This window comes from Pseudarthrobacter scleromae (genome assembly GCF_014644515.1).
GTDB classification, from domain to species: domain Bacteria; phylum Actinomycetota; class Actinomycetes; order Actinomycetales; family Micrococcaceae; genus Arthrobacter; species Arthrobacter scleromae.
In genome coordinates this window covers 1-20381 of record NZ_BMKV01000006.1, presented here as the reverse complement: position 1 = coordinate 20381, position 20381 = coordinate 1, and the positions used below count along the sequence as shown (strand labels likewise).

Genomic DNA, 20381 nt, shown 5'->3' with positions numbered 1-20381 from the left:
CCTAACCCTGGGCCGGCAGCGGCTGGCACTGGGGACAGAAGTAGATGTCCCGTTCCTCGTCGCCGTTCAGTTTGCCCAGCACGCCGCGCCGGATGGGGGTCCCGCACTTCAGGCAGGGCTGGTGTTCCCGGCGGTAGACCCAGTAGCCGGGCCGCCCCGCCATCCGGCCGACCGGCATGCCGCGGGCGTTGAGGATGGTGACGCGGCGGCCCGGGCCCAGATTGACCTCGAGGAGCTGCTTGGCGTCCGTCATCATGGTCCGCACATCCTGGACCGCCGAGACCGGGGAGGCGGGGTGCACGCCGGACAGGAAGCATGTTTCGCAGCGGTAGATGTTGCCGATCCCGGCCAGGTTGCGCTGGTCCAGCAGCGCCACGCCGATAGGGACGTCCGGAGCGGAACGGACCCGCCGCTCCGCCTCGTCCAGGTCCCAGTCCGGCCCCAGCAGGTCCGGACCCAGGAAACCCACGATGGAGTCCTCGCTGGCGGTGGCAACGACCTCAACAACCCCTAAGGAAAATCCGACGGCATCCGCTGCTGCGGTGCGCAGCACGCACCGGGCGGTGTAGCCGGGTTTCCGCCACCTTCCGCCGGGCGGGTAAACCTGCCAGGTTCCCTCCATTTTCAGGTGCGAATGGATGGTGAGTTTTTTGTCGTCCGGCCCCACCACGCGCATCAGCAGGTGCTTGCCGCGGGGCACCACCTCAGCCACGGTCCAGCCGGCGAGGTTGAGGGTTGCAAAGCGGGGCACGCGGAAATCGGAGGCAAGGAGTTTTTGTCCTGCCAGGGCCTGGTGCAGCTGGTTGGCTGCCCGCCAGACGGAATCGCCCTCAGGCACGGATCCTCAGTCCTTTCGGGGTGGAGTAGGCGCCGGCCGAGCTCAGCGCGGCAGCGACAGGGGTATCCAGGATGCCGTGCCCGTTCACCTTCTCCATGATCAGTTTGTCCACGGCTCCCCGGGTCACCACGCCCACCAGCGCCGCGCCGGCGGCCGAGAGGACGGCTTCGTCGCCGCTGAAAGCCAGAAGGGTCTTGCCGCCCCGTTCCACATAAAGGACCAACGCCCCGTCCACCAGCACCACCAGGGCACCTGCCTTCCGCCCGGGACGGTGCCCAGTGCCGGCGTCGTCCTGGAGTGCCGGCCAGGGGAGGGCCGCTCCGTACGGGTTGGCAGGGTCCGTCGCCGCCAGCGCCAGGGCGACCGGTTCGGGCCTGGCGAGCTGGGTGTCCTCCGAGTAGGAACGCAGCCGGTCAACAGTGGCCGGAACGGCGAACTGGGCCGCCCCCAAATGCTCAATGAAGTAGCCCCGCCGGCAGCGTCCGGCTTCCTCCAGCCTCGCGAGGACCTTGTACATGAGGCCGAAGCCGCCCAGGATCTGTTCCGCCATCACGGACCCCCTGGTGACCACGCCGTAGCGGTCCAGCAGGAGTTCAGCCGTGGCCCGGGCGTGGATGGTGGGGTCCAGTTCCGGCTGCGGCAGGGCAGACCAGCGGCCGGCGGCCATCGGGGGAGTTGACGCACCTCCGGCCGACGCGCTGTACCTGCCGCCCGCCAGGCCCGGCGATCCCATGAGCCCGCTCCCGTGGGAACGGCCCAGCCTGCTGAGCCGGGGTGCCCTGGCGCGGGGTGCGCGGGCCACCTGCCGGTGCGCGGTGTGGCCACCGGCGATCAGCGCGCGGACGGGGGCGAAAGTATCCCCGGTGATCCGGCCCGCCCATGCGAGGTCCCAGAGTGCCGTCACCACTTCCTGGTCGCTGAGGACGGAATCCATGCCGCCGGCAACGTCAGTCAGTTGCCGGAAGAAGTAGCCGCCGCCGTTGTTGCGAAGGTGCTCCAGGAGGCGCTTCTGCGCATCCCCGGGTTCGTATTCGATGGCAGGGTTCAGCGTCAGTTCGGCGGAGTCGGCAAGGTGGAGGCTGATCCAGCCGTCGTTTCCGGGCAGGGCTCCGGCCCCTGACCACAGGACTTCCCCGGCGGCCATCAGTTCATCCAGCATGGCGGGCTGGTAGTTGGAGACCCTGCCGGCAAGGACCAGCGGTTCCCAGGCCGAGGCCGGAATGGGCACCCCGGAAAGCTGGTCGACGGCGGTGATGATGCCGTCCAGCCCCCGCAGCGACGGCTGGCCGCGCCCCCCGCCGGGTGTCCTGACATGCTGCCAGGCGGGCAGGAAGCGCCCGTAGGCGGCAGCGTCCACCGGTTCCACTTCCGCGCGGAGGGCTGCCAGCGAACGACGGCGGAGCTTGCGCAGGACCTCGGCGTCGCACCATTCGCTGACCACCGTGTGCGGGGAAAGGTTGGGCGCGGGTGGTTCACTTGCAGGCTGGCTTTCCTCCGGTTCGGTGCCTTCTCCGGCTGCGCCACCAGGGTTTGGGGCGGTTTCCGCTGGCCCTGCATGCGGCCGGAACTCGCCCTCCACCACGCGACCGTCTGCTGCCAGGCGTTTCAGGGCAGTGCTGACCACTGCCACGCCCAGGCCAAGCCGTGCTGCTGCCTCGGCCGCGGTGAAGGGTCCGTGCGTGCGGGCATACCGCGAAACAAGGTCGCTGAGGGGATCCGCTACGGGTTCGATAAACGCGAGCGGGACCCCCATGGGCAGCGGAACGCCTATGGCGTCCCGCAGCCGCGCGGCATCCTCCACAGCCGCAAAGCGTTCCACGCCGCCGATGTTCACCTTGATGGCACGGTTGGCGCGCTGCAGGGCCACGAGGTGGGTGGTGGCCTCCGCCGGCTGGGCGTGCCCGGCGTCCACCGGGGTTTCAACGTGACCGGTGTCCTCTGAGCCAACGGAGTCCTCAGCGCCAACGGCGGGGATGCCGGCGGGCTGATCGAGTGCGGCGGGTTCCAGCCTGGCAGCCACTTCCTGGGGGGCCAGGGGCCCAAGCAGCCGCAGCAGGTCCGCCACTCCTTCCATGCCCCGCACCCGCCGGTCCGGCGCCAGCCGCTGCAGCTCGCGCTCGGTGGCCCCGATGACCTTGGCGTCCAGCAGTTCGCGCAGCTCAACGCGCCCCAGCAGCTCGTTCAGGAGCGTGGAATCAAGGGCCAGCGCGGCGGCACGGCGCTCCGCGAGAGGAGAGTCGCCCTCGTACAGGAACTGCGCCACGTACCCGAACAGGAGGGACTTGGCGAACGGGGACGGCTGGGACGTGGTGGTCTGGACGATCCTCAGTTCGCGCCGCTCAACGGACGCCGCGATGTCCTTCAACGCCGGGAGATCGTAGACGTCCTGCAGGCATTCGCGGACGGTTTCCAGCACGATGGGAAAGGTTGGGTACTTCCGGGCGACGTCGAGCAGCTGGGCGGACCGCTGCCGCTGCTGCCACAGCGGCTGCCGCTTGCCCGGCGTCTGCCGGGGCAGCAGCAGTGCCCGCGCGGAACACTCCCGGAACCTCGATGCGAAGAGAGCACTGCCGCCCACCTCGGCAGTGACGATCTGCTCCAGCTCCTCGGGATCGAAGAGGAACAGCTCCGCCCCCGGCGGTTCGTCCTCCATCATGGGCACGCGGAGCACAATCCCGTCGTCGGCAGCCATCGCCGAGCCGTCCAGGCCGTACCTCTGGTGGAGGCGCTGCCCGACGGCCAGGGCCCAGGGAGCATGCACCGGCATGCCGAACGGGCTGTGCAGGATGACTCGCCAGTCGCCCAGTTCATCGTGGAACCGCTCCACCACCAGCGTGGTGTCACTGGGAACGACGTCGGTGGCCAGCTTCTGCTCGGTGAGGTACTGGATCAGGTTGTTCGCGGCGAACTCGTCCAGGCCGCTGGCTTTGCACCGCTCGGTGGCAGGGCCGGCGTCGGACGCCGAGAGTTCGCGGACGAACGCACCCAGGGCACGGCCCAGGTCCACGGGCCGGCCCAGCGAATCGCCCTTCCAGAAAGGCAGTTTGCCCGGCTGGCCGAAGGCGGGCGAGACCAGCACGCGGTCATGCGTGATGTCCTCGATCTTCCAGCTGGTGGCACCGAGCGCAAAGACGTCCCCCACCCGGGACTCGTACACCATTTCCTCATCCAGCTCGCCCACCCGCCGGCCACCCTTGGGAGCGGGCGCCGGTTTGCCATCCGTGGAGGGGGAGGCCGATCCTTCAACCTCCGTGCCGATGATGTACACACCGAAAAGCCCGCGGTCGGGGATGGTCCCGCCGGAGGTTACCGCCAGGCGCTGCGCGCCCGGCCGGCCCTCGATGGTGCCCGCGTTGCGGTCCCAGATGATCCGTGGGCGGAGTTCGGCGAATTCGTCGGACGGGTAGCGTCCGGCCAGCAGGTCCAGGGTGGCTTCGAACGCTGAGCGGGGGAGTGACGCGAAGGGCGCCGAGCGCCGCACGGTGGCAAACCATTCCTCGACGTCGATGCTGCCCAACGCGGTGGCGGCAACGGTCTGCTGGGCCAGGATATCCAGCGGGTTGGCGGGGATGCTGAGGCGCTCGATCTTCCCGCCGAGCATCCGCTCCACCGTGATGGCGGTGTGCACGAGGTCCGCCCGGTGCTTCGGGAAGAGGACGCCCTGCGAGACTTCACCCACCTGGTGCCCTGCCCGGCCCACCCGCTGCAGGCCGCTGGCCACGGACGGCGGCGATTCCACCTGCACTACCAGGTCCACGGCGCCCATGTCGATGCCGAGCTCCAGGGAGGACGTTGCCACCACGCACCGCAGCCGGCCTGATTTCAGGTCGTCCTCGATGAGTGCCCGCTGGTCCTTCGAAACGGAACCGTGGTGCGCGCGGGCCAGCACCGGATCTGCCCCCGCAGAGCTTCCGGCCTGCGCCATCATGTGCGCCGGCGTGGCGGTGGAGGCGGGAACGCCGGGCGCCGCTGCCTGCTGGGCCGGGTCATCCCAGCCGCCGCCGGCCGCCACCAGCTGCCGCTCCGCGTAAATCTCGTTGAGCCTGGCCGTGAGACGCTCCGAGAGGCGGCGGGAGTTGGCGAACACGATGGTGGACTGGTTGGCCAGCACCAGGTCCACGATCTTCTCTTCCACGTGCGGCCAGATCGATGCCTGCGGCTGGAGCCCGGAGGCGGGGCCGGAGTCGAAAGCCCCCGCCGCGCCCTGGAGGTCGGACATGTCCTCCACCGGGACGGAGACGGTGAGGTCCCAGTTCTTCTTGGCAGGAGGGGCAACAATCTCCACCGGCGCTGTGCCCGCGAGGAACTGCGCCACGAGCTCCTTGGGTTCCACGGTTGCGGACAGTCCGATGCGCTGGGCCGCTTTGGGCAGCAGCGCATCCAGCCGCTCGAGGGAGACGGCCAGATGGGCGCCGCGTTTGGTCCCGGCCACGGCGTGGACCTCATCGATGATGATGGTGTCCACTTCGGTCAGCGTTTCCCGCGCCTTGGACGTGAGCATCAGGAACAGGGATTCCGGGGTGGTGATGAGGATGTCCGGCGGGTTGCTCAGCAGGGCACGGCGGTCAGCAGTGGTGGTGTCGCCGGAGCGCACGCCCACGGTGGTCAGCGGGGCCGGCAGCCCAAGTCGCTTGGCGGTCTGGGTGATGCCGATCAGCGGTGAGCGGAGGTTCCGTTCCACGTCCACACCCAGGGCCTTCAGGGGTGAAATGTACAGGACCCGCGTTTTGCGCTTCGGCGCGCGGGAACGCTTGCCCTTCGAGGTGGCCGCGCCGGCAGCGTCCGTGGCCTCCGGTGCTTCCGCGGCGGAGGCCAGCAGCCGGTCCAGCGCCCAGAGGAAGGCGGCGAGGGTTTTTCCGGACCCAGTTGGGGCCACTACCAGGGCGTGCGAACCCGAGGATATGGCACGCCAGGCGCCCTCCTGCGCGGGCGTCGGCTCTGAGAAGGCACCGAGGAACCAGTCGCGCGTGGGCCTGCTGAACTGGGCCATGGTGCTGGCGCCGGTGCCCTTTCCGCTGGTGGGGGCCTCTTCCTCGATCATGCCTCCATCATGCCCCAAGGCACCGACACTGATGCCTGCCGCCTGCCCGGGCTCACGCCTTGCCCGCGGCCGGGAGGTCCTTGGTGGCCGGCCCCTCCAGGAGTTTCCCGTCGCTGCTGAACCGGGAGCCGTGCAGCGGGCAGTCCCACGTCAGCTCGCTGTCATTCCAGTGCAGGATTCCGCCCAGGTGCGTGCAGACGGCGGACAGCCTGCAGGTGGTGCCGTCCACGGTGGAGACGGCCACCGGTTTGGGTCCTTGGCTGTACACCTTGCCCTCGCCTTCGGCCGGAACCACAGGCGCGGGGGCCGGCGCCTTCTTGTCCTTCCGCAGGCCCTCCGCGGCCAATTGCCCCCAGCCGGAGGCAAGCTTGCCTGCCACACCGGCGTTGAGGGCGACGGCGGAGAGGGCTCCCGAGGGCGAGGTGACCCTGCGGTGGATGGTGTCCGCCCAGGGCACGTTCCCGCCCAGGATGTTAGCGGAGATGCCGACGGCGGCCGCCACCGCGTTGGTCATGCCCCACTTGCTGTAGCCGGTGCCAAAGTGGATGTGGCCTTTGCCGCGCGGGAACCTGCCAAAGAAGGGCATGAGGTTGGTGGGCATGTAGTCCTGCGCGGACCATGTGTGGGTGGCAACGGCGCCGGGGTAGTGCCGGCCGGCCCAGTCAAGGAGGCTGCCAAGATGGTGTTTCTCGGACCTGGCCCGGCCCACGTGGTGTCCGTGCCCGCCCACCAGGAGCAGGCGGCGGCCGTCCGCGTCGTAGTCCCTCAGTGAATGGGTGGGCTGCTCCACGGAGAGGTACATGCCCGGAGGCGGAGCCTGGTCCTCCTGCAGCTGCAGGGCTGCCGCGTAGGATCGGCTGGGCTTCAGTTTGGCGAAGTACAGCCCGCGGTCCAGCACGGGAATGCCGGTGGCGAGCACCACCTCGTTGGCGGTGACGGTGCCGTGGTCGGTGTGCACCGTGGCGGGTCCGCTGCCGGTGACGTCCTGCAGCCGCACGCCGCCCACCACCGATCCTCCCCGGCCCCGGATGTCGGACACCAGCGTCTCCAGCACCTTCACCGGGTGGATCTGCGCCTGGTCCGCCAGGCGGACGGCGCCGTGGACGGGAAACGGCAGGCCGGCGTCGCGCACGTATTCCAGGTCCAGCCCGGCGGTGGTGCCGGCGCTGACCTCTTCGCGGAGCTTTTCCGTCCCCTGCGCGGAGGCTGCGTAGGTGTAGGCGTCCCTGCGCTGGTACGGCACGCCATGTTCGTCGAGGTACCGCAGGAGCCAGGCCTGGCCCTCGCGGTTGGCATCCACGTACGCCTGCACCTGCTTCTCTGAATACTGGCGGGCGAGCTGTGCCAGGAACGTCCCTTGCAGCAGGGTCACCTTGGCGGTGGTGTTTCCGGTGGTCACGGCGCCGGGGTACCTGGCTTCGAGGACAAGCACGTTCTGCCCGGAGCGTGCCAGCAGCAGTGCGGTGACCAGGCCGGTGAGCCCCGCGCCGGCCACCACGGTGTCGTAGGTGCCTCCCGGCTCGAACGGATCAGAGGTGAACGGTTCGCTGCGGTCCAGCCAAATCGACGTCATGCCTGCTCAGCCTGCCTTTTTATCCAGGCCCTGACGGACCGGTTTGTGATGGGTCCGTTATGAACCCCACCCATAAATGGCGTATTTGCTAAGTATACTTACGATGTCGGGGTTTAAGTCTATGGTCAGGTGGCAGCCCGGCAGCCACGAAGTGAACATAACGACAAACAGCAGGAGAAGTCATGACAAGCATGAGTTCCGACGGCCGCGCAGTGGGCCGGACCACCATCCAAAAAGCAGCCCTTGCAGTGGGAGCTGTCTTCCTCCTTGTGGGCGTCCTGGGCTTCATCCCCGGCGTCACCACCAACTACGAGACCCTTGGCTTCGCCGGGCATGAGTCCGAGGCGCTGCTGCTGGGCATCTTCCAAGTATCCATCCTGCACAACATCGTCCACCTGCTGTTTGGCGTGGCCGGCATCGCCATGGCGCGCAGCGCCGCCCAGTCCCGGAACTACCTCATTGGAGGCGGCGCCGTCTACCTGGTCCTGTGGATCTATGGCCTCCTGATCGGCAAGGACACCGCCGCAAACTTCGTGCCGGTGAACACGGCGGATGACTGGCTGCACTTCGTCCTTGGTGTCGCCATGGTCGGGCTGGGTGTGGCCCTGTCCCGCGGCACTGCCCGCGCTGGCCGGACCACCACGGCCACCAGGTAACCACGCCCCGAACGTGCCAGTACAAGTCCAAAAAAAGAAACTGCAGGCGGCCCGGCATCTTGCCGGACCGCCTGCAGTTTCTTTGTCGAATCCCGCCGCGGAGGAAATCAGGCCGGCTGGAACGGGCTGATCGCCAGCAGCGTGATCGCACCGTTGCTGCAGGCCCTGGTGGGCTGGGGCAGGAACAGGGATTCCGTGTCTTCGGGCGGGTAGATCCGGTAGCCGGCCGCATCCACCATGCCGCAGTCGGAGTAGTTGCCGGCCTGGGTGTAGCGCAGTGCAGCCGAGCCGGTTTGTCCGGGGGCCAGGAGGACGTCCACCGCCGCGGTGGATTCGTCGCGGACCGCCGGCGCGCCGATGGGGGCACCGGCAGCATCAGCGGTCAGGGACACCCCGGGATAGCCGCGGAGGACGCACGGTTCGGAGCCGGTGTTGGTGAGGTTGAGCTTCATGTATACGCTGCCGGCGGCCCCGCCTCCTGACGCGTCGGTGGCCGCCGAGAGCCCTGCCGCCTTGCAAAGTGCGGGGTCGCCCGTGGCGGGGGCCGCGGAGGACGGGGACGTGCCGGTGGACGACGGCGGCGCAGACGCCGTGGGCGCCGCGGACGACGCTTCGGGGCTGGCTGGGCTGCTGGCCGAGCCGGTGCCTGTGCCGGTGCTTGCTGCAGTCGGCTGCGACTGCGGCTGCGCCGGCCCGCAGGCACTGAGCATCAGTGCCGCCGCCGCGGCCGCCGTGGACATGACCAACCCCTGGAATATTCGCTGAGACCTCATGGCACCACCTTCGCCGCAGCAGGTGCCCGCGTCAACGCCGCAACGGGCCGCCCCGGCATTTTGATGCCCGGATCGTGATGATCCGGGCATCAAAAGCCGTGGCACTGCCGGCTGGGGCCGCCCTTGGTGCGACTTTGTGTTGGTGCGGCGCTACTTCGCTGCGGGTTCCGCCGGGCTGCGCCGTGCCGTGCCGCGGACCAGCGCGGTACCGCCCAGTACCAGCCCGCCGATGCCCGCTGCCAGGCCTGCCCAGCTGCGCGCTCCTGCCCCGCCGTCATCTGCCCCGCTGCCGCTGACCGCCGAGGCGTGTTCGGTGGAGTGGGACGCGGCCGGGGCAGCCCCGTGGCCGTCAGTGCTTGCGGCTTCCGTCACGGTTACCGACGGTGCAGGTGCCTTCAGGGAATGGGGGTCCTGGCCGTCCGCCGGAATTTCGGACCAGTCAGTCTGGCCTGTTTCGCAGGTCTGCAGCGTGGGGAAGTACAGCGTTGTCCCGGCTGCATCAGGAAGTTTCGCCGAGAGGACCAGGGTGTCCCGGAGCTGGTGTTCCAGGGGCGCCTTGGCGGTGTAGACGATCTGGCTGGTCCGCTTGGTGATGGAGGTGCCGTCTGCGAGCTTCCTGGGTTCAGGGAGCTGCTCGGTCACCTTCTCCACGGTCCAGTTCGGGTTGACCGTGGGCTGGGCGTCGTTCAGCTCCGCAGGCAGCGTGATGGCCACCCTGGTGGTGCCGGATTCGTCGCAGCCGTGGGGGACCGCGAACGTGAGCAGGGCATAGGAGTTGGCCGAGGTCTTGTCCGGCGTGACGCCGACGTGGGCGGCCGCACCGCCCGCGGCTGCCAGCAGGAGCGCCGCGGCGCCTCCGGTTGCTGCTGCCGCTGTCAGGGAACGTCGAAGGATGGAGGTGTGCATGGGTTGCCTTTCCGGCGCACGCCCGGAACCGGGGTGCTAAGAGATTTGTGGGCCCGGCGCCGCAGGACGCGGAGCGGGTTAGGAGGAAAGTACGACGGCGGAAGGCGGGCCGCGCCGGCTGTCCTGCCGGAGATTGCGCCAGGGACGCAACGGGGCGGCGGCAGGAGGAAAAGCAGCTAAAGGCGCGGTACCGTCGTCGCACGCCACCGGCTGGGGGAGCGCAGCAAGCGGCCGAAGCCAGGCGGCCAGCGCCCACAGTGCAGCCTCGCCTTTGGCGAGCAGCAGCGCGGACCCCAGCGTCGCCAGGACGTGTGCGCCGAGCATCAGGGGACCGGCTGTTGCCGCGGCTCCCGTGAGATGGTCCGCCGCCGGGGCGAGGAGGCCGGCTCCGGCGAAGTGGCTGCCGTGGGGTGTGACGGTGCCGGAGCCCACGGCGGCGCCGGAGGAACTGAAAGCCGTGAAGACCTCATGGAGCGCCAGTTGCCCGCCGCCCAGGAGCGCTGCCAGGGCAGGGAATCCCAGGCGCAGGCGTGTTGCGGTGGTGCTGCCGAGCGCGGTCAGGGACAGCACGGCCAGCATGACGGCGGGCGCGGGGAGCTCCCCGCCGGCAGCGAGGTGCGCTCCGGCCGCAAGCGCCAGGATGACGGTGGCCACGGCGGTGGCCCGGAGGAGGTGGAAGGGCGTCCGGGGACGATGCGCCAGCACGGATGGTCCCCCTCCCATGACGGAACGGGCCGCGGACGGCGGCGCCGTTTTAAATGATGGCCGTTCAGATTCTACCGGCGGGAGGGGCTGGTGCGCGCTCCGGGCGGGCAGTTCCAGGCCCGCCCGCAGGCCCGCCGGCAAGCTATGTACCGCCACTTCGGGCCCGCGTAGACTGCGAGCGTAACTGCCAGGCGATCTTGAGGAGAAGTTCATGGACTACACCGGAAGCCAGTCAGAGAAGGCCGTTCCCGCCGGCGAACTGGACCGCGGGCATGTTGGCCACACGGTCAGCTTCCAGCCGAACGAGTTCACCGTGGTGTTCGGGAAGATCGCTGGAATAGCCCGCACGGAGGCCATGGTGTACCTGTCCCTTGCCGGCGTCTCGGGTGGCACCCACCTCAAGGATGAATACGATCTCCCGGTCAGCCACCCGGTATACCTGCAGGTGGATGTCATCTCCAACGCCGAGTCCACCATCAAGGACCTGTTCGGCAAGGTGCAGGAGAATCTCCGCGGCCCGGGCCACAGGGGCGGCGAGGAACGGACCGACCGGCTGTAGCTGTCCAGCCCACCGGCGAACGGCCGGCGACCGCAAGGCTGGGATCCGAGGGGTCCCGGCCTTCTTTCGTTCACTAAGGAAGACCGACGGCCGGGAAAAAGTTGTTGAACAATACCTTGCGCCGATTGTTCAACAACCTGTAATGTCAGTCGGGACGACCACTGTGACTCCAGTCACCCTTAATATTGGACGGACCCATGGCAGAAACCAGCACAAAACTGAACCTGAGCTCCTCGGCTCGGCGCACGGCCCTCCTGGGAGCCATGTTCCTGATGGCCACCAGTGCCATCGGGCCCGGCTTCATCACCCAGACCACGGTCTTCACCGCCCAGATCGGCGCGGCCTTCGCCTTCGCCATCCTGGCATCGATCCTCATCGACATCGCAGTCCAGATGAACGTCTGGCGCGTCATCGGCGTTTCGGGGCTGCGCGCGCAGGAGCTCGGCAACAAGGTGATTCCCGGCGTCGGGTGGTTCCTGGCCGGCCTGGTATTCCTTGGCGGCGTCGTCTTCAACATCGGCAACATTGCCGGAACCGGACTCGGAGCCAATGCCATGCTCGGCGTTGATCCCAAGATCGGCGGCGCCGTTTCCGCGCTCGTCGCCATCCTGATCTTCCTGAGCAAGAAGGCAGGGATGGCGCTGGACCGGATCGTGGTGCTCCTGGGCGCCGTGATGATCCTGCTGATGATCTACGTGGCCATCGTTGCCGCCCCGCCCGTTGGCGAGGCCCTTAAGAACACCTTCCTGCCGGAGACGGTGGACTTCCTGATCATCACCACGCTGGTTGGTGGAACCGTGGGCGGCTATATCACCTACGCCGGCGCGCACCGGATGCTGGATTCCGGGGCCACGGGCATTGAGCATGTCAAGGAGATCACCCGCAGCTCGGTTCTGGGCATTATCGTCACGGGCATCATGCGCGTTCTGTTGTTCCTGGCCATCCTCGGGGTGGTGGCCGGCGGTACGGTGCTCAGCAGCAACAACATGGCTGCGGAAGCCTTCGGTGCAGCTGCAGGCGAGATCGGCACCCGCATGTTCGGCATCGTGCTCTGGGCCGCCGCGGTCACGTCGGTCATCGGTGCCGCCTTCACCTCCGTTTCCTTCATCACCTCGTCCCGGACGCCCGAGCGTAAGCGCAACCTCATCACTGTCGTTTTCATCGCGGGCTGCGCCACGGCCTACCTGTTCCTTGGCCAGGCTCCGCAGCAGCTGCTGATCTTCGCCGGTGCCTTTAACGGGCTGATCCTCCCCGTGGGCTTCGGGATCCTCCTCTGGGTTGCCTGGCGGCGCCGCGACCTTATGCACGGCTACGCGTACCCCAAATGGCTTCTGATTGTCGGTGTTCTCACCTGGCTGCTCACGCTGTTCCTTGGCTGGAACTCCGTGCTGGGCCTGGCGAAGCTGTGGTCATGACCAGCCGCGCGTCCATCCTCCCCGCAGAAGCCCGCGCCGCCTTCCGCGCCGGACTCGTGGAGCCTACCTCGGGCTGGTCCCGGGGCTACGCGCAGGCCAACGTCCTGTCGATTCCGCGGGAGCACGCCTTCGACCTGATGCTGTTCGCCCAGCGCAACCCCAAGCCGTGCCCCATCCTGGGCATCCTCGAACCGGGCCACACCACCGGGCCGCTACTGGCCGGCGGGGACATCCGCACGGACGTCCCCAAGTACACCGTCTATAGGAACGGCGAAAAGGTGGACGAGCCCACGGAGATCACTGGCTACTGGCAGGACGACCTTGTGACGTTCCTGATCGGCTGCTCCTTCACCTTCGAGGCAGCCCTGCAGGACGGGGGCATCCGGATCGCGCATATCGACCAGGGCGTGAATGTGCCCATGTACCGGACCAACCGAGCATGTGACCCGGCAGGGTCAATGTCCGGTCCGATGGTGGTGTCCATGCGCCCGGTACCGGCCTCGCAGGTTGCGGACGCGGTCCGCATCACCTCGCGGTACCCTGCCGTGCACGGCGCCCCGGTCCACGTGGGCAACCCGGGGGAACTGGGCATTGCCGATCTGGGCCGGCCCGATTTCGGCGACGCCGTGGAGATCCCGGCCGGCCACATCCCGGTGTTCTGGGCCTGCGGAGTGACGCCGCAGGCGGCCGTGATGCAGTCGCGGCCCCCGCTGGCCATCGGCCATGCGCCCGGCCATATGCTGATCACGGACGCCCGGGACAGCGACTACCTGGTGCCGTAGGCGCCGCTCACAACAACTGGTGCCGTAGGCGCCGCTGATAACAAGGTGCCGTAGGCGCCGCTCATAACAAACTGGTGCCGTAGGCGGGACGGACACCTAGAAGAACAAAATGTGGGGCAGGAGGAATCTCCTGCCCCACATTTGTGTGTTTCGGCTGCGTGCCTATCCGGCGCGCTGCCGCATGTCCGAACGGCGGTCCTGCTCCGTGCCCAGGTGTACCAGCAGCTCCGCCTCGGCCTCGTCCAGGTAGGCGCGCAGCCCCTCTGCAGCCTCCTGGCGCTCACCCGCGCGCAGGTGCTTCACCAGTGCCACGTTGCGGTCCACGTAGTGGCTGTGGAAGTCCGGTGCCGAAGCCATGGAGTGGAACACCAGCCGCATTTCGGCCAGCACCCGGTCCATGAGCTCCTGCAGCGACGCGCTGCCGGTCAGGGCAACCACGGCCCCGTGCAGTGCCTGGTTGGCATCGGCCATGTCGGGCACAGACCCGCTGTCCCGGGCCTGCTGCGCCCGCTGCACAATGGTTTCCAGTCCCTCCAGCACCTGGGGCGTCAGCTCGCCCCACAGGACGGCGGCAGGCTCAATCATCCGCCGCACGCGGTAGATTTCGCGCACTTCCTCCACGCCCGGTGACGCCACAAAGACGCCGCGGTTTGGTATGCGCGTCACAATGGATTCGCTCACGAGCGTGGTGAACGCCTGGCGCAGGGTGTTGCGTGAAACGCCCAGTGCTGCGCACAGCGGCTCCTCGGACAGCTTGGACCCCGGCGTGAGTTCACCCGCGGCAATGCGGGTGCGCAGCACCGACGCGATCCAGGCCGTGGTGTGTGCGTGTTCCGCTGTACCGTCTGCCGGAGTGTTCATTGGTTTCCCCCATTCCCGTTCGACTAACGATGCTAGCTGACAGTACCCAGCACCTCGCCGCGGGCCACGGCGGCGCCCGGTTCCTGGCCGCCGCGCCGGAAGGTTCCGGCGGCGGAGGCCACCACCACGGTTTCCATCTTCATGGCCTCCAGGACGGCAACGGGCTCGCCGGCGCCGACTCCGGCCCCGTCACCGGCCACCCACTTGACCAGGTTCCCGCCCATGGGGGCGGTGACCTCGCCGTCAGCGTCGGCGCTGTCTGTGCCCGTGGAAGATTCGACGGCGGACCCTCCGCCATGGAGCAGGGCGTGGAAGACCTTGGCGGGCAGACCGAGCTGGACAGCCTTTCCGTCGATTTCGACAGTCAGGGTTTCGCGCCGGGCCAGGGGACCCTGGGCGCCGGTCTGCAGGGAAGCGGCCAGGCGGCCGGCGAACTCCGTTTCAATCCAGGTGGTGAACACGCCCAGCCGGTCCGGTGCGGTGAAGTCGGGATCCCGCACCACGGCGCGGTGGAACGGAAGGACGGTGGGGACGCCCTCGATCCGCAGCTCGTCCAGGGCGGCACGGGCGCGGCGCAGGGCTTGCTGGCGGTCCTCGCCATGGACAATCAGCTTGGCCATGAGGGAATCGTATTCGGCAGGTATGACGGAGCCGGACCGGACGCCGGAATCAACGCGGATTCCGGCCCCCGTGGGCGCCTCGAACACATCCACCGGTCCGGGGGCCGGCAGGAAGCCCCGGCCGGCGTCCTCGGCATTGAGCCGGAACTCGAACGCATGGCCGGTGGGTGCCGGGTCCTCGGTGACGGACACGGGAAGCCCGTCCGCGATCCGGAACTGCTCCCGCACCAGGTCCAGCCCGGACGTTACCTCGGTGACGGGGTGCTCCACCTGCAGGCGGGTGTTCACTTCCAGGAACGAAATCACGCCGTCGGGGGCCACCAGGTATTCCACCGTGCCGGCGCCGGTGTAGCCGGCCTCCCGGCAGATGGCACGCGCGGACTCATGGATCCGGGTGCGCTGTTCCGCGGTCAGGAACGGAGCCGGTGCCTCTTCCACCAGCTTCTGGTTGCGGCGCTGCAGGGAACAGTCCCGCGTGCCCACCACCACCACGTTCCCATGGGTGTCGGCCAGGACCTGGGCCTCCACGTGCCGCGGCCGGTCCAGGAAGCGCTCCACGAAGCATTCGCCGCGGCCGAACGCCACGGTTGCCTCACGGACCGCGGAGTCGAAGGCGTCGTCGATGTCTTCCATCCGGTGCGCGATCTTGAGGCCACGGCCGCCGCCGCCGAAAGCCGCCTTGATGGCCACGGGGACCCCGAATTCCGCGGCAAAGGCGCGGACCGCGTCGGCGTCAGCTACCGGTCCGTCGGAACCGGGGACCAGGGGCGCACCCGCACGGACGGCAATGTCGCGGGCGGTGACCTTGTTGCCCAGGCTGCGGATCGCGTCAGGCGAGGGGCCCACCCACGTGAGTCCGGCGTCGAGCACTGCCTGCGCAAAGTCGGCGTTCTCGGAAAGGAAGCCGTATCCGGGGTGGACGGCGTCGGCGCCGGACCGGGCAGCAACGGCCAGGAGCTTGGGGATGTCCAGGTAGGTTTCGGAGCTGGCTGAGCCGCCCAGCGCGTAGGCCTCGTCGCTGAGGCGCACGTGCAGCGCGTCCGCATCGGGATCCGAGTACACGGCCACGGATACCAGGCCGGCGTCGGTGCAGGCGCGGGCAATCCGGACGGCAATTTCACCGCGGTTGGCGATCAGGACTTTTTTCATCATTGCTTCTTTCGCGTGCTCGGAAGAGGGGCCGGGGGCTGCAGTGTTTCGGGGTCAACCTCCACGAAACGCACGGTGGCGCCCGGAGGAAGCTGCGCTGCGGCAGGTAGGTCTTCGGGAATAACGGCGCCGATCACGGGATAGCCTCCGGTGACGGGATGGTCGGCCAGGAACAGGACGGGAAGGCCCGACGGCGGGACCTGCAGCGAGCCGGCCACCACGCCTTCGCTGGGGAGTTCCCCTTCGCGTGCCCGCTCCAGCGCGGTGCCGGCGTCGGCTCCGGGCGTGGACGGCCCGGTGCCGAGCCGGACGCCGATGCGGTTCGATTCGGCGGTCACGGTCCACGCCTGCCCGGTCAGGGCCTCAAGGGAGCGGGGCGTGAACCAGTCGTGGCGGGGGCCGCTGGTGATGCGCAGCACCACGGGCTTGCCGCCGGCGCCTGGTGAGAGGTCTTCCGGCAGGGCAGGCGGTTCGGCGTGGCCCACTGCCCGGGCGCTGTCCACGGCGCCGATGGGCAGCACTGTTCCGGCGGCCAGCGGGGCCGGGCCGATGCCCGACATCAGGTCCGTCGAGCGGCTCCCCAGCACGGGAGGAACATCGATCCCGCCGCGGACGGCGAGGTAGGTGCGCAGGCCGGCCTCCGGGACGCCGAGGTGGAGGCTCTCGCCGTCGTGCAGGGGGAAGGGGGAGTACATCGGCGCTGGCCTGCTGCTGCCGCCCTCGTTCCGGATGTCCGCCGCCGTGCCCGCACCGCTGAGCGCAACCGTCAGCTCGCCCCGAGCCTGCACGGAAAGGCCGCCCATGACGTTTTCGATGACGGCATCGGTGGGCAGGTTTCCCACCAGCCGGTTCGCCTGGCGGGCGCTCGCAGTATCTGCAGCGCCGGCCGGGGAGACTCCCAAGTCGCCGAGGCCCGGCCGTCCGAGGTCTTGGATGAGTGCCTGCGGCCCGGGGGAAAGGACCTCCAGGGCGGGGCCGGCGGCAGGTGTCTCAGTACCCGCAGCGTCAGCCTGGGTCCCGTCAGCCTGGTCCGTTTCCGTCCGGCTGAGCTGAATGAGCTCGCGCACCGCGATGTACTGGACGGTGGTGCCGGGGCGGACCAGGGCGGGCTGCTCGCGCTGGAGGTCCCACATGCGCGTGGCGGTATGCCCGATGAGCTGCCAGCCGCCCGGTGACCGCCGCGGATACACGGCCGAGAAGTTGCCGGCCAGGGCCACCGATCCGGCGGGTACGGCGGTCCGCGGGGTGCCGCGCCGGGGAACGTTCAGGGCGTCCGTTTCCCCCACGAGGTAGGCGAATCCGGGCGCGAACCCGCCGAAGGCTGCGGTCCACAGCTGGCCGGTGTGGGCGGCGACGACTCCCTCGGGCCCCATGCCGGTGAGTTCGCCCACCTCCGCAAGGTCTTCGCCGTCGTACACCACCTCAATGTGCACCGGCTTGTCCCGGACGGCAGCGGCGCCTGCCGGCATGCTGCCGAGCCGTGCGAGGGGTCCGCGGGCAGCGCGGGCGCTGGCGCGGGAGTCGAAGACAACCAGCACGGTCCGGGCGGCTGCGAGCACATCGACCTGTCCCGCGGCCGGGTTGTCCCTAAGGCGGGAGTGCAGGGACAGCACTGCGTCAAGGGAGTCCAGCTCCAGGAGCAGGGCGCGGGGCCCGGCCCAGCGTATCTCCGGGGAACTCACACGAAGCTCCTGATGTCCACGCCGGCGGCCTCGAGTTCGCGGCGGACCGCGGCCGCCATGGACACGGCGCCGGCGGTGTCGCCGTGCAGGCAGATGCTTTCGGCGGATGTTTTGATGGTGGACCCGTCCCTGGCAACGATGGTGCCCTCGGTGGCCAGCCGCACCATGTTGGCGGCAACAGCATCCTCGTCATGGAGGACGGCGCCGGGTTCGCCTCGGGACACCAGGGTTCCGTCCGGGTTGTAGGCGCGGTCCGCAAAGGCCTCGGCTACTCCGCGCAGGCCGGCTGCCTCGGCGGCGGCCAGCGCCACCGAACCCGGCAGCAGCAGCATCGGCAGGTCCCCGCCGAAGGCCTTGACCGCATCCACCACCGCCTGCGCCTGCACCTGGTGGGTCACGATGGTGTTGTACAGCGCCCCGTGCGGTTTTACGTAGCTGATCCGGCCGCCGGCTGCGCGGGAAATGCCTTCCAGAGCTCCCAGCTGGTAGAGCACGTCATCAGCGAGTTCCGTGGGGGAGCAATCCAGGAAGCGGCGGCCGAAGCCCGCGAGGTCGCGGTATCCCACGTGGGCGCCGATGCTGATGCCGGCGGCGACGGCGTCGCGGCAGGTCCGGGCAATCGTGGAGGGGTCGCCGGCGTGGAAGCCGCATGCGATGTTCGCGCTGGAGACGGAGCGGAAGATGGCGGCGTCGTCGCCCATGGTCCAGTTCCCGAAGGATTCGCCGACGTCGCTGTTGAGGTCAATGGAGGCCATAGTGATTCTCGTCTCGTTGAAGTGGTCTCTTTAGGATGCACGAGAATCAAAGATTGTTCAACAATATTGACCAAACTTGTGCGCAAGCCACCTGCCCGGCCGCGCGTTCCTGGCCACGCACTGCGGCCACGCATCCAACAGAAGGAGCGGACGACGGCGGAACCTCCCGCCGTCGTCCGCTCCCCGTGGGCGGCAGGCTCAGTAAGCCTTGACGCGCTGTTCCACCACGAGGTGGACCAGCGCGAAGACGCCGTCCCGGTCAATGGCGGCAAGGGCGGCGTCCAGCGCGGCGGGAACGTCCCTGTCCTCGGTGACGGTGATGCCGAACCCGCCGAAGGCCCTGGCCATCAGGCCGAAATCGGGGTTCTTCAGCTGGGTCCCGGAGACCCGTTCCGGGTAGTGCCGTTCCTGGTGGGTGCGGATGGTTCCGTATTCCTGGTTGTCCATCACCACCACCAGCGGCGTGGCCCCGTACTGGGCGGCGGTGGCCAGCTCCTGCCCGTTCATGAGGAACTCGCCGTCTCCGGCGATGGTCACCACGCGGCGGCCGGGCTCGGCCAGCGATGCCGCGATGGCCGAGGGGACCGAGTAGCCCATGGAGCCGTTGCGGGCGCTGATCATGGAGGCGTAGCGGCGGGTGGGGAAATAGCGGTGGGCCCAGTTGGTGTGCTCGCCCGCGCCGAAGGTCACCATCGCATCCTCCGGAAGCCGGGGCACCAGGTTCGCCATCAGGGTGTCCATCCGCGCCCGGCCCGGCGCGGGGGCTGCCGGGGGCAGGGCGGCGAACCGTTGCTGCTCGGTCCGCATCCTCGCGGTCCAGGCCTTCCACTCCTCCTTGGCCGGCAGGCTGATGCCGGCGAGGTCGCGGACGAAGGCTTCCGGCTTGGCCAGGATCTGCCGGGACACCGGCCCGGACCGGCCGCGGAGGGAGGGGTCGATGGTCACCAGGAAGTTCTCCTTGGTCCAGTCCTGCCGGCAGACGAATCCGTCCGTGATGACGTCCCCGGGGACGGTTCCCACAAACACCAGGAGGTCGGTTTCCTCCAGCAGGTCGTAGGTGGGGCGGGGACGGCCGTAGCCGATGGGGCCAACGTAGGAGGGCGAATCGAAGGACACGGTGCCCTGGGTCCGCCACTCAGCCGCGGCCGGGATGTGGTGCCGTTCCAGCCAGCCGGTGAGCTGGTCTGCCGCCTCCTGCGTCCAGTCGTTGCCGCCGGTGACGAAGAGCGGCTTGCTGGATGCCGCCAGGGCGGCTTCCAGGGCTGCGGCGTCGGTGCGGCTCATGCCGCCGGCCGCTACCGGGATGGCAGGGTGCAGCGCCGGGTCAATCTGCTGCCGGATGATGTCCTCGGGCAGGCCCACCACCACCGGACCGGGCCGTCCGCTCATCGCGGCGAACATTGCCTCGGCCACGATCTCCGACGCCCGCTCCGCGTGGTCCAGGACCATAACGCGTTTTGCGCCGGTATCGAACCAGGCCTTGATATCGAACTCCTGGAATGCCTCCCGGTCCCGGTGCGCGAACGGGATCAGGCCCACGAACAGCAGCATGGGGGTGGAGTCCTGCCAGGCGGTATGCAGCCCCACATGCGCGTTTGCCGCCCCGGGCCCCCGGGTCACCATGGCGATGCCCGGGCGCTGGTTCATCTTTCCGTCCGCCTCGGCCATGTAGGCGGCGCCGCCCTCGTGCCGGCAGACGATGGTTTCGATGCTGGAACTGTGCAGGCCGTCCAGCACGTCCAGGAAACTTTCACCCGGCACCACGTAGGTGCGGTCCACCCCGTGCGCCACCAACGAATCGACGATGACGTGCCCGGCTGATTTCAGCGCCGGCAGGGTGGCCTGGGGTGCGGGCGGCCGGCCCGGCTGCGGACTGGCGTCAGCAGGGGGTACGACGGCGGCAGGCTGGGTAGGGGACGCGGCAGGGGTTGCTTCGGTTTCCGTTGTCATGGGCTTTCTTTGGCGGTTCGGACGGGTTTGGCGAAAGTGGTCTTTATCTGAAGGTGGTTGCTGGTGGGTTGGCGATGACGGGGGAGAGTCCGGTGTGGCCTTCGCGGGTTTGGGCG

The 20381-nt window shown here is 68.9% G+C and carries 15 protein-coding genes and 1 pseudogene; 5 read left to right on the top strand and 11 right to left on the bottom strand.

Annotated elements, in window-relative coordinates:
- Position 1 precedes the first annotated feature (1 nt).
- The 3 genes from IEX33_RS15805 to IEX33_RS15795 are packed head-to-tail and all read right to left on the bottom strand — an operon-like array spanning position 2 to position 7452.
- Complete coding sequence (locus IEX33_RS15805; RefSeq protein ID WP_104188353.1) at positions 2 to 838, bottom strand: Fpg/Nei family DNA glycosylase; 837 nt, start codon at positions 836 to 838, stop codon at positions 2 to 4.
- Complete coding sequence (locus IEX33_RS15800; protein ID WP_188731799.1) at positions 831 to 5879, bottom strand: DNA glycosylase AlkZ-like family protein; 5049 nt, start codon at positions 5877 to 5879, stop codon at positions 831 to 833. Before IEX33_RS15800 ends, IEX33_RS15805 begins: the two co-directional genes overlap by 8 nt.
- A gap of 52 nt (positions 5880 to 5931) precedes the next feature.
- Complete coding sequence (locus tag IEX33_RS15795; protein ID WP_188731798.1) at positions 5932 to 7452, bottom strand: FAD-dependent oxidoreductase; 1521 nt, start codon at positions 7450 to 7452, stop codon at positions 5932 to 5934.
- Positions 7453 to 7634: 182 nt separating this feature from the next.
- On the opposite strand from IEX33_RS15795, the gene IEX33_RS15790 reads away from it, so the two are divergent.
- Positions 7635 to 8108 carry a DUF4383 domain-containing protein gene (locus IEX33_RS15790; protein WP_377089540.1) on the top strand — a complete coding sequence of 158 codons (474 nt, stop codon included), beginning with the start codon at positions 7635 to 7637 and terminating at the stop codon, positions 8106 to 8108.
- Between the two features lie 107 nt (positions 8109 to 8215).
- Here the strand turns inward: IEX33_RS15790 and IEX33_RS19500 are convergent.
- Positions 8216 to 8566: pseudogene (locus IEX33_RS19500) on the bottom strand (DUF4232 domain-containing protein); the annotation flags it as partial.
- On the opposite strand from IEX33_RS19500, the gene IEX33_RS19495 reads away from it, so the two are divergent.
- A complete protein-coding gene (locus tag IEX33_RS19495; protein WP_308421992.1) occupies positions 8559 to 8873 on the top strand; it encodes a hypothetical protein in 315 nt (104 codons plus the stop codon). The pseudogene IEX33_RS19500 and the gene IEX33_RS19495 sit on opposite strands and share 8 nt — an antisense overlap.
- Positions 8874 to 9031: 158 nt before the next feature.
- Here the strand turns inward: IEX33_RS19495 and IEX33_RS15780 are convergent, their stop codons facing one another.
- Positions 9032 to 9787 carry a YcnI family copper-binding membrane protein gene (locus IEX33_RS15780; RefSeq protein ID WP_188731793.1) on the bottom strand — a complete coding sequence of 252 codons (756 nt, stop codon included), beginning with the start codon at positions 9785 to 9787 and terminating at the stop codon, positions 9032 to 9034.
- A gap of 78 nt (positions 9788 to 9865) precedes the next feature.
- A complete protein-coding gene (locus IEX33_RS15775) occupies positions 9866 to 10492 on the bottom strand; it encodes a hypothetical protein (protein WP_188731791.1) in 627 nt (208 codons plus the stop codon).
- 211 nt (positions 10493 to 10703) lie between these two features.
- Here IEX33_RS15775 and IEX33_RS15770 point away from each other — a divergent pair, with 211 nt between their 5' ends.
- The 3 genes from IEX33_RS15770 to IEX33_RS15760 all read left to right on the top strand — a co-directional run bounded on the left by IEX33_RS15770 (position 10704) and on the right by IEX33_RS15760 (position 13248).
- A complete protein-coding gene (locus IEX33_RS15770; protein WP_188731789.1) occupies positions 10704 to 11051 on the top strand; it encodes a hypothetical protein in 348 nt (115 codons plus the stop codon).
- A 197-nt stretch (positions 11052 to 11248) separates the two neighbouring features.
- Positions 11249 to 12466 carry an NRAMP family divalent metal transporter gene (locus IEX33_RS15765; protein WP_188731787.1) on the top strand — a complete coding sequence of 406 codons (1218 nt, stop codon included), beginning with the start codon at positions 11249 to 11251 and terminating at the stop codon, positions 12464 to 12466.
- A complete protein-coding gene (locus tag IEX33_RS15760) occupies positions 12463 to 13248 on the top strand; it encodes a putative hydro-lyase (protein ID WP_188731785.1) in 786 nt (261 codons plus the stop codon). The genes IEX33_RS15765 and IEX33_RS15760 overlap by 4 nt, the downstream gene beginning before the upstream one ends.
- Positions 13249 to 13410: 162 nt before the next feature.
- Here IEX33_RS15760 and IEX33_RS15755 read toward each other — a convergent pair whose 3' ends face one another.
- The 5 genes from IEX33_RS15755 to IEX33_RS15735 all read right to left on the bottom strand — a co-directional run bounded on the left by IEX33_RS15755 (position 13411) and on the right by IEX33_RS15735 (position 20265).
- Positions 13411 to 14109 (bottom strand): GntR family transcriptional regulator, encoded by a 699-nt coding sequence (locus tag IEX33_RS15755; protein WP_188731783.1) that lies wholly within the window; start codon positions 14107 to 14109, stop codon positions 13411 to 13413.
- 32 nt (positions 14110 to 14141) lie between these two features.
- Positions 14142 to 15878: an acetyl/propionyl/methylcrotonyl-CoA carboxylase subunit alpha gene (locus IEX33_RS15750; RefSeq protein ID WP_188731781.1), complete on the bottom strand. Its 1737-nt coding sequence runs from the start codon at positions 15876 to 15878 to the stop codon at positions 14142 to 14144.
- Positions 15878 to 17560 carry a 5-oxoprolinase subunit B/C family protein gene (locus IEX33_RS15745; RefSeq protein WP_188731779.1) on the bottom strand — a complete coding sequence of 561 codons (1683 nt, stop codon included), beginning with the start codon at positions 17558 to 17560 and terminating at the stop codon, positions 15878 to 15880. The genes IEX33_RS15750 and IEX33_RS15745 overlap by 1 nt, the downstream gene beginning before the upstream one ends.
- Positions 17557 to 18315 carry a LamB/YcsF family protein gene (locus tag IEX33_RS15740; protein ID WP_188731777.1) on the bottom strand — a complete coding sequence of 253 codons (759 nt, stop codon included), beginning with the start codon at positions 18313 to 18315 and terminating at the stop codon, positions 17557 to 17559. The genes IEX33_RS15745 and IEX33_RS15740 overlap by 4 nt, the downstream gene beginning before the upstream one ends.
- 198 nt (positions 18316 to 18513) lie before the next feature.
- Entirely contained in the window at positions 18514 to 20265 is a 1752-nt protein-coding gene (locus IEX33_RS15735; RefSeq protein WP_188731774.1) for a thiamine pyrophosphate-dependent enzyme, read from the bottom strand.
- Positions 20266 to 20381 lie beyond the last annotated feature (116 nt).

What these genes read in the sequence shown, in the direction of transcription:
- IEX33_RS15800 (WP_188731799.1), bottom strand. Translation starts at nt 5,879, where the DNA reads ATGATCGAGGAAGAGGCCCCCACCAGCGGAAAGGGCACCGGCGCCAGC.
- IEX33_RS15795 (WP_188731798.1), bottom strand. Translation starts at nt 7,452, where the DNA reads ATGACGTCGATTTGGCTGGACCGCAGCGAACCGTTCACCTCTGATCCG.
- IEX33_RS15790 (WP_377089540.1), top strand. Translation starts at nt 7,635, where the DNA reads ATGACAAGCATGAGTTCCGACGGCCGCGCAGTGGGCCGGACCACCATC.
- IEX33_RS19495 (WP_308421992.1), top strand. Translation starts at nt 8,559, where the DNA reads ATGTATACGCTGCCGGCGGCCCCGCCTCCTGACGCGTCGGTGGCCGCC.
- IEX33_RS15780 (WP_188731793.1), bottom strand. Translation starts at nt 9,787, where the DNA reads ATGCACACCTCCATCCTTCGACGTTCCCTGACAGCGGCAGCAGCAACC.
- IEX33_RS15770 (WP_188731789.1), top strand. Translation starts at nt 10,704, where the DNA reads ATGGACTACACCGGAAGCCAGTCAGAGAAGGCCGTTCCCGCCGGCGAA.
- IEX33_RS15765 (WP_188731787.1), top strand. Translation starts at nt 11,249, where the DNA reads ATGGCAGAAACCAGCACAAAACTGAACCTGAGCTCCTCGGCTCGGCGC.
- IEX33_RS15760 (WP_188731785.1), top strand. Translation starts at nt 12,463, where the DNA reads ATGACCAGCCGCGCGTCCATCCTCCCCGCAGAAGCCCGCGCCGCCTTC.
- IEX33_RS15755 (WP_188731783.1), bottom strand. Translation starts at nt 14,109, where the DNA reads ATGAACACTCCGGCAGACGGTACAGCGGAACACGCACACACCACGGCC.
- IEX33_RS15750 (WP_188731781.1), bottom strand. Translation starts at nt 15,878, where the DNA reads ATGAAAAAAGTCCTGATCGCCAACCGCGGTGAAATTGCCGTCCGGATT.
- IEX33_RS15740 (WP_188731777.1), bottom strand. Translation starts at nt 18,315, where the DNA reads ATGGCCTCCATTGACCTCAACAGCGACGTCGGCGAATCCTTCGGGAAC.
- IEX33_RS15735 (WP_188731774.1), bottom strand. Translation starts at nt 20,265, where the DNA reads ATGACAACGGAAACCGAAGCAACCCCTGCCGCGTCCCCTACCCAGCCT.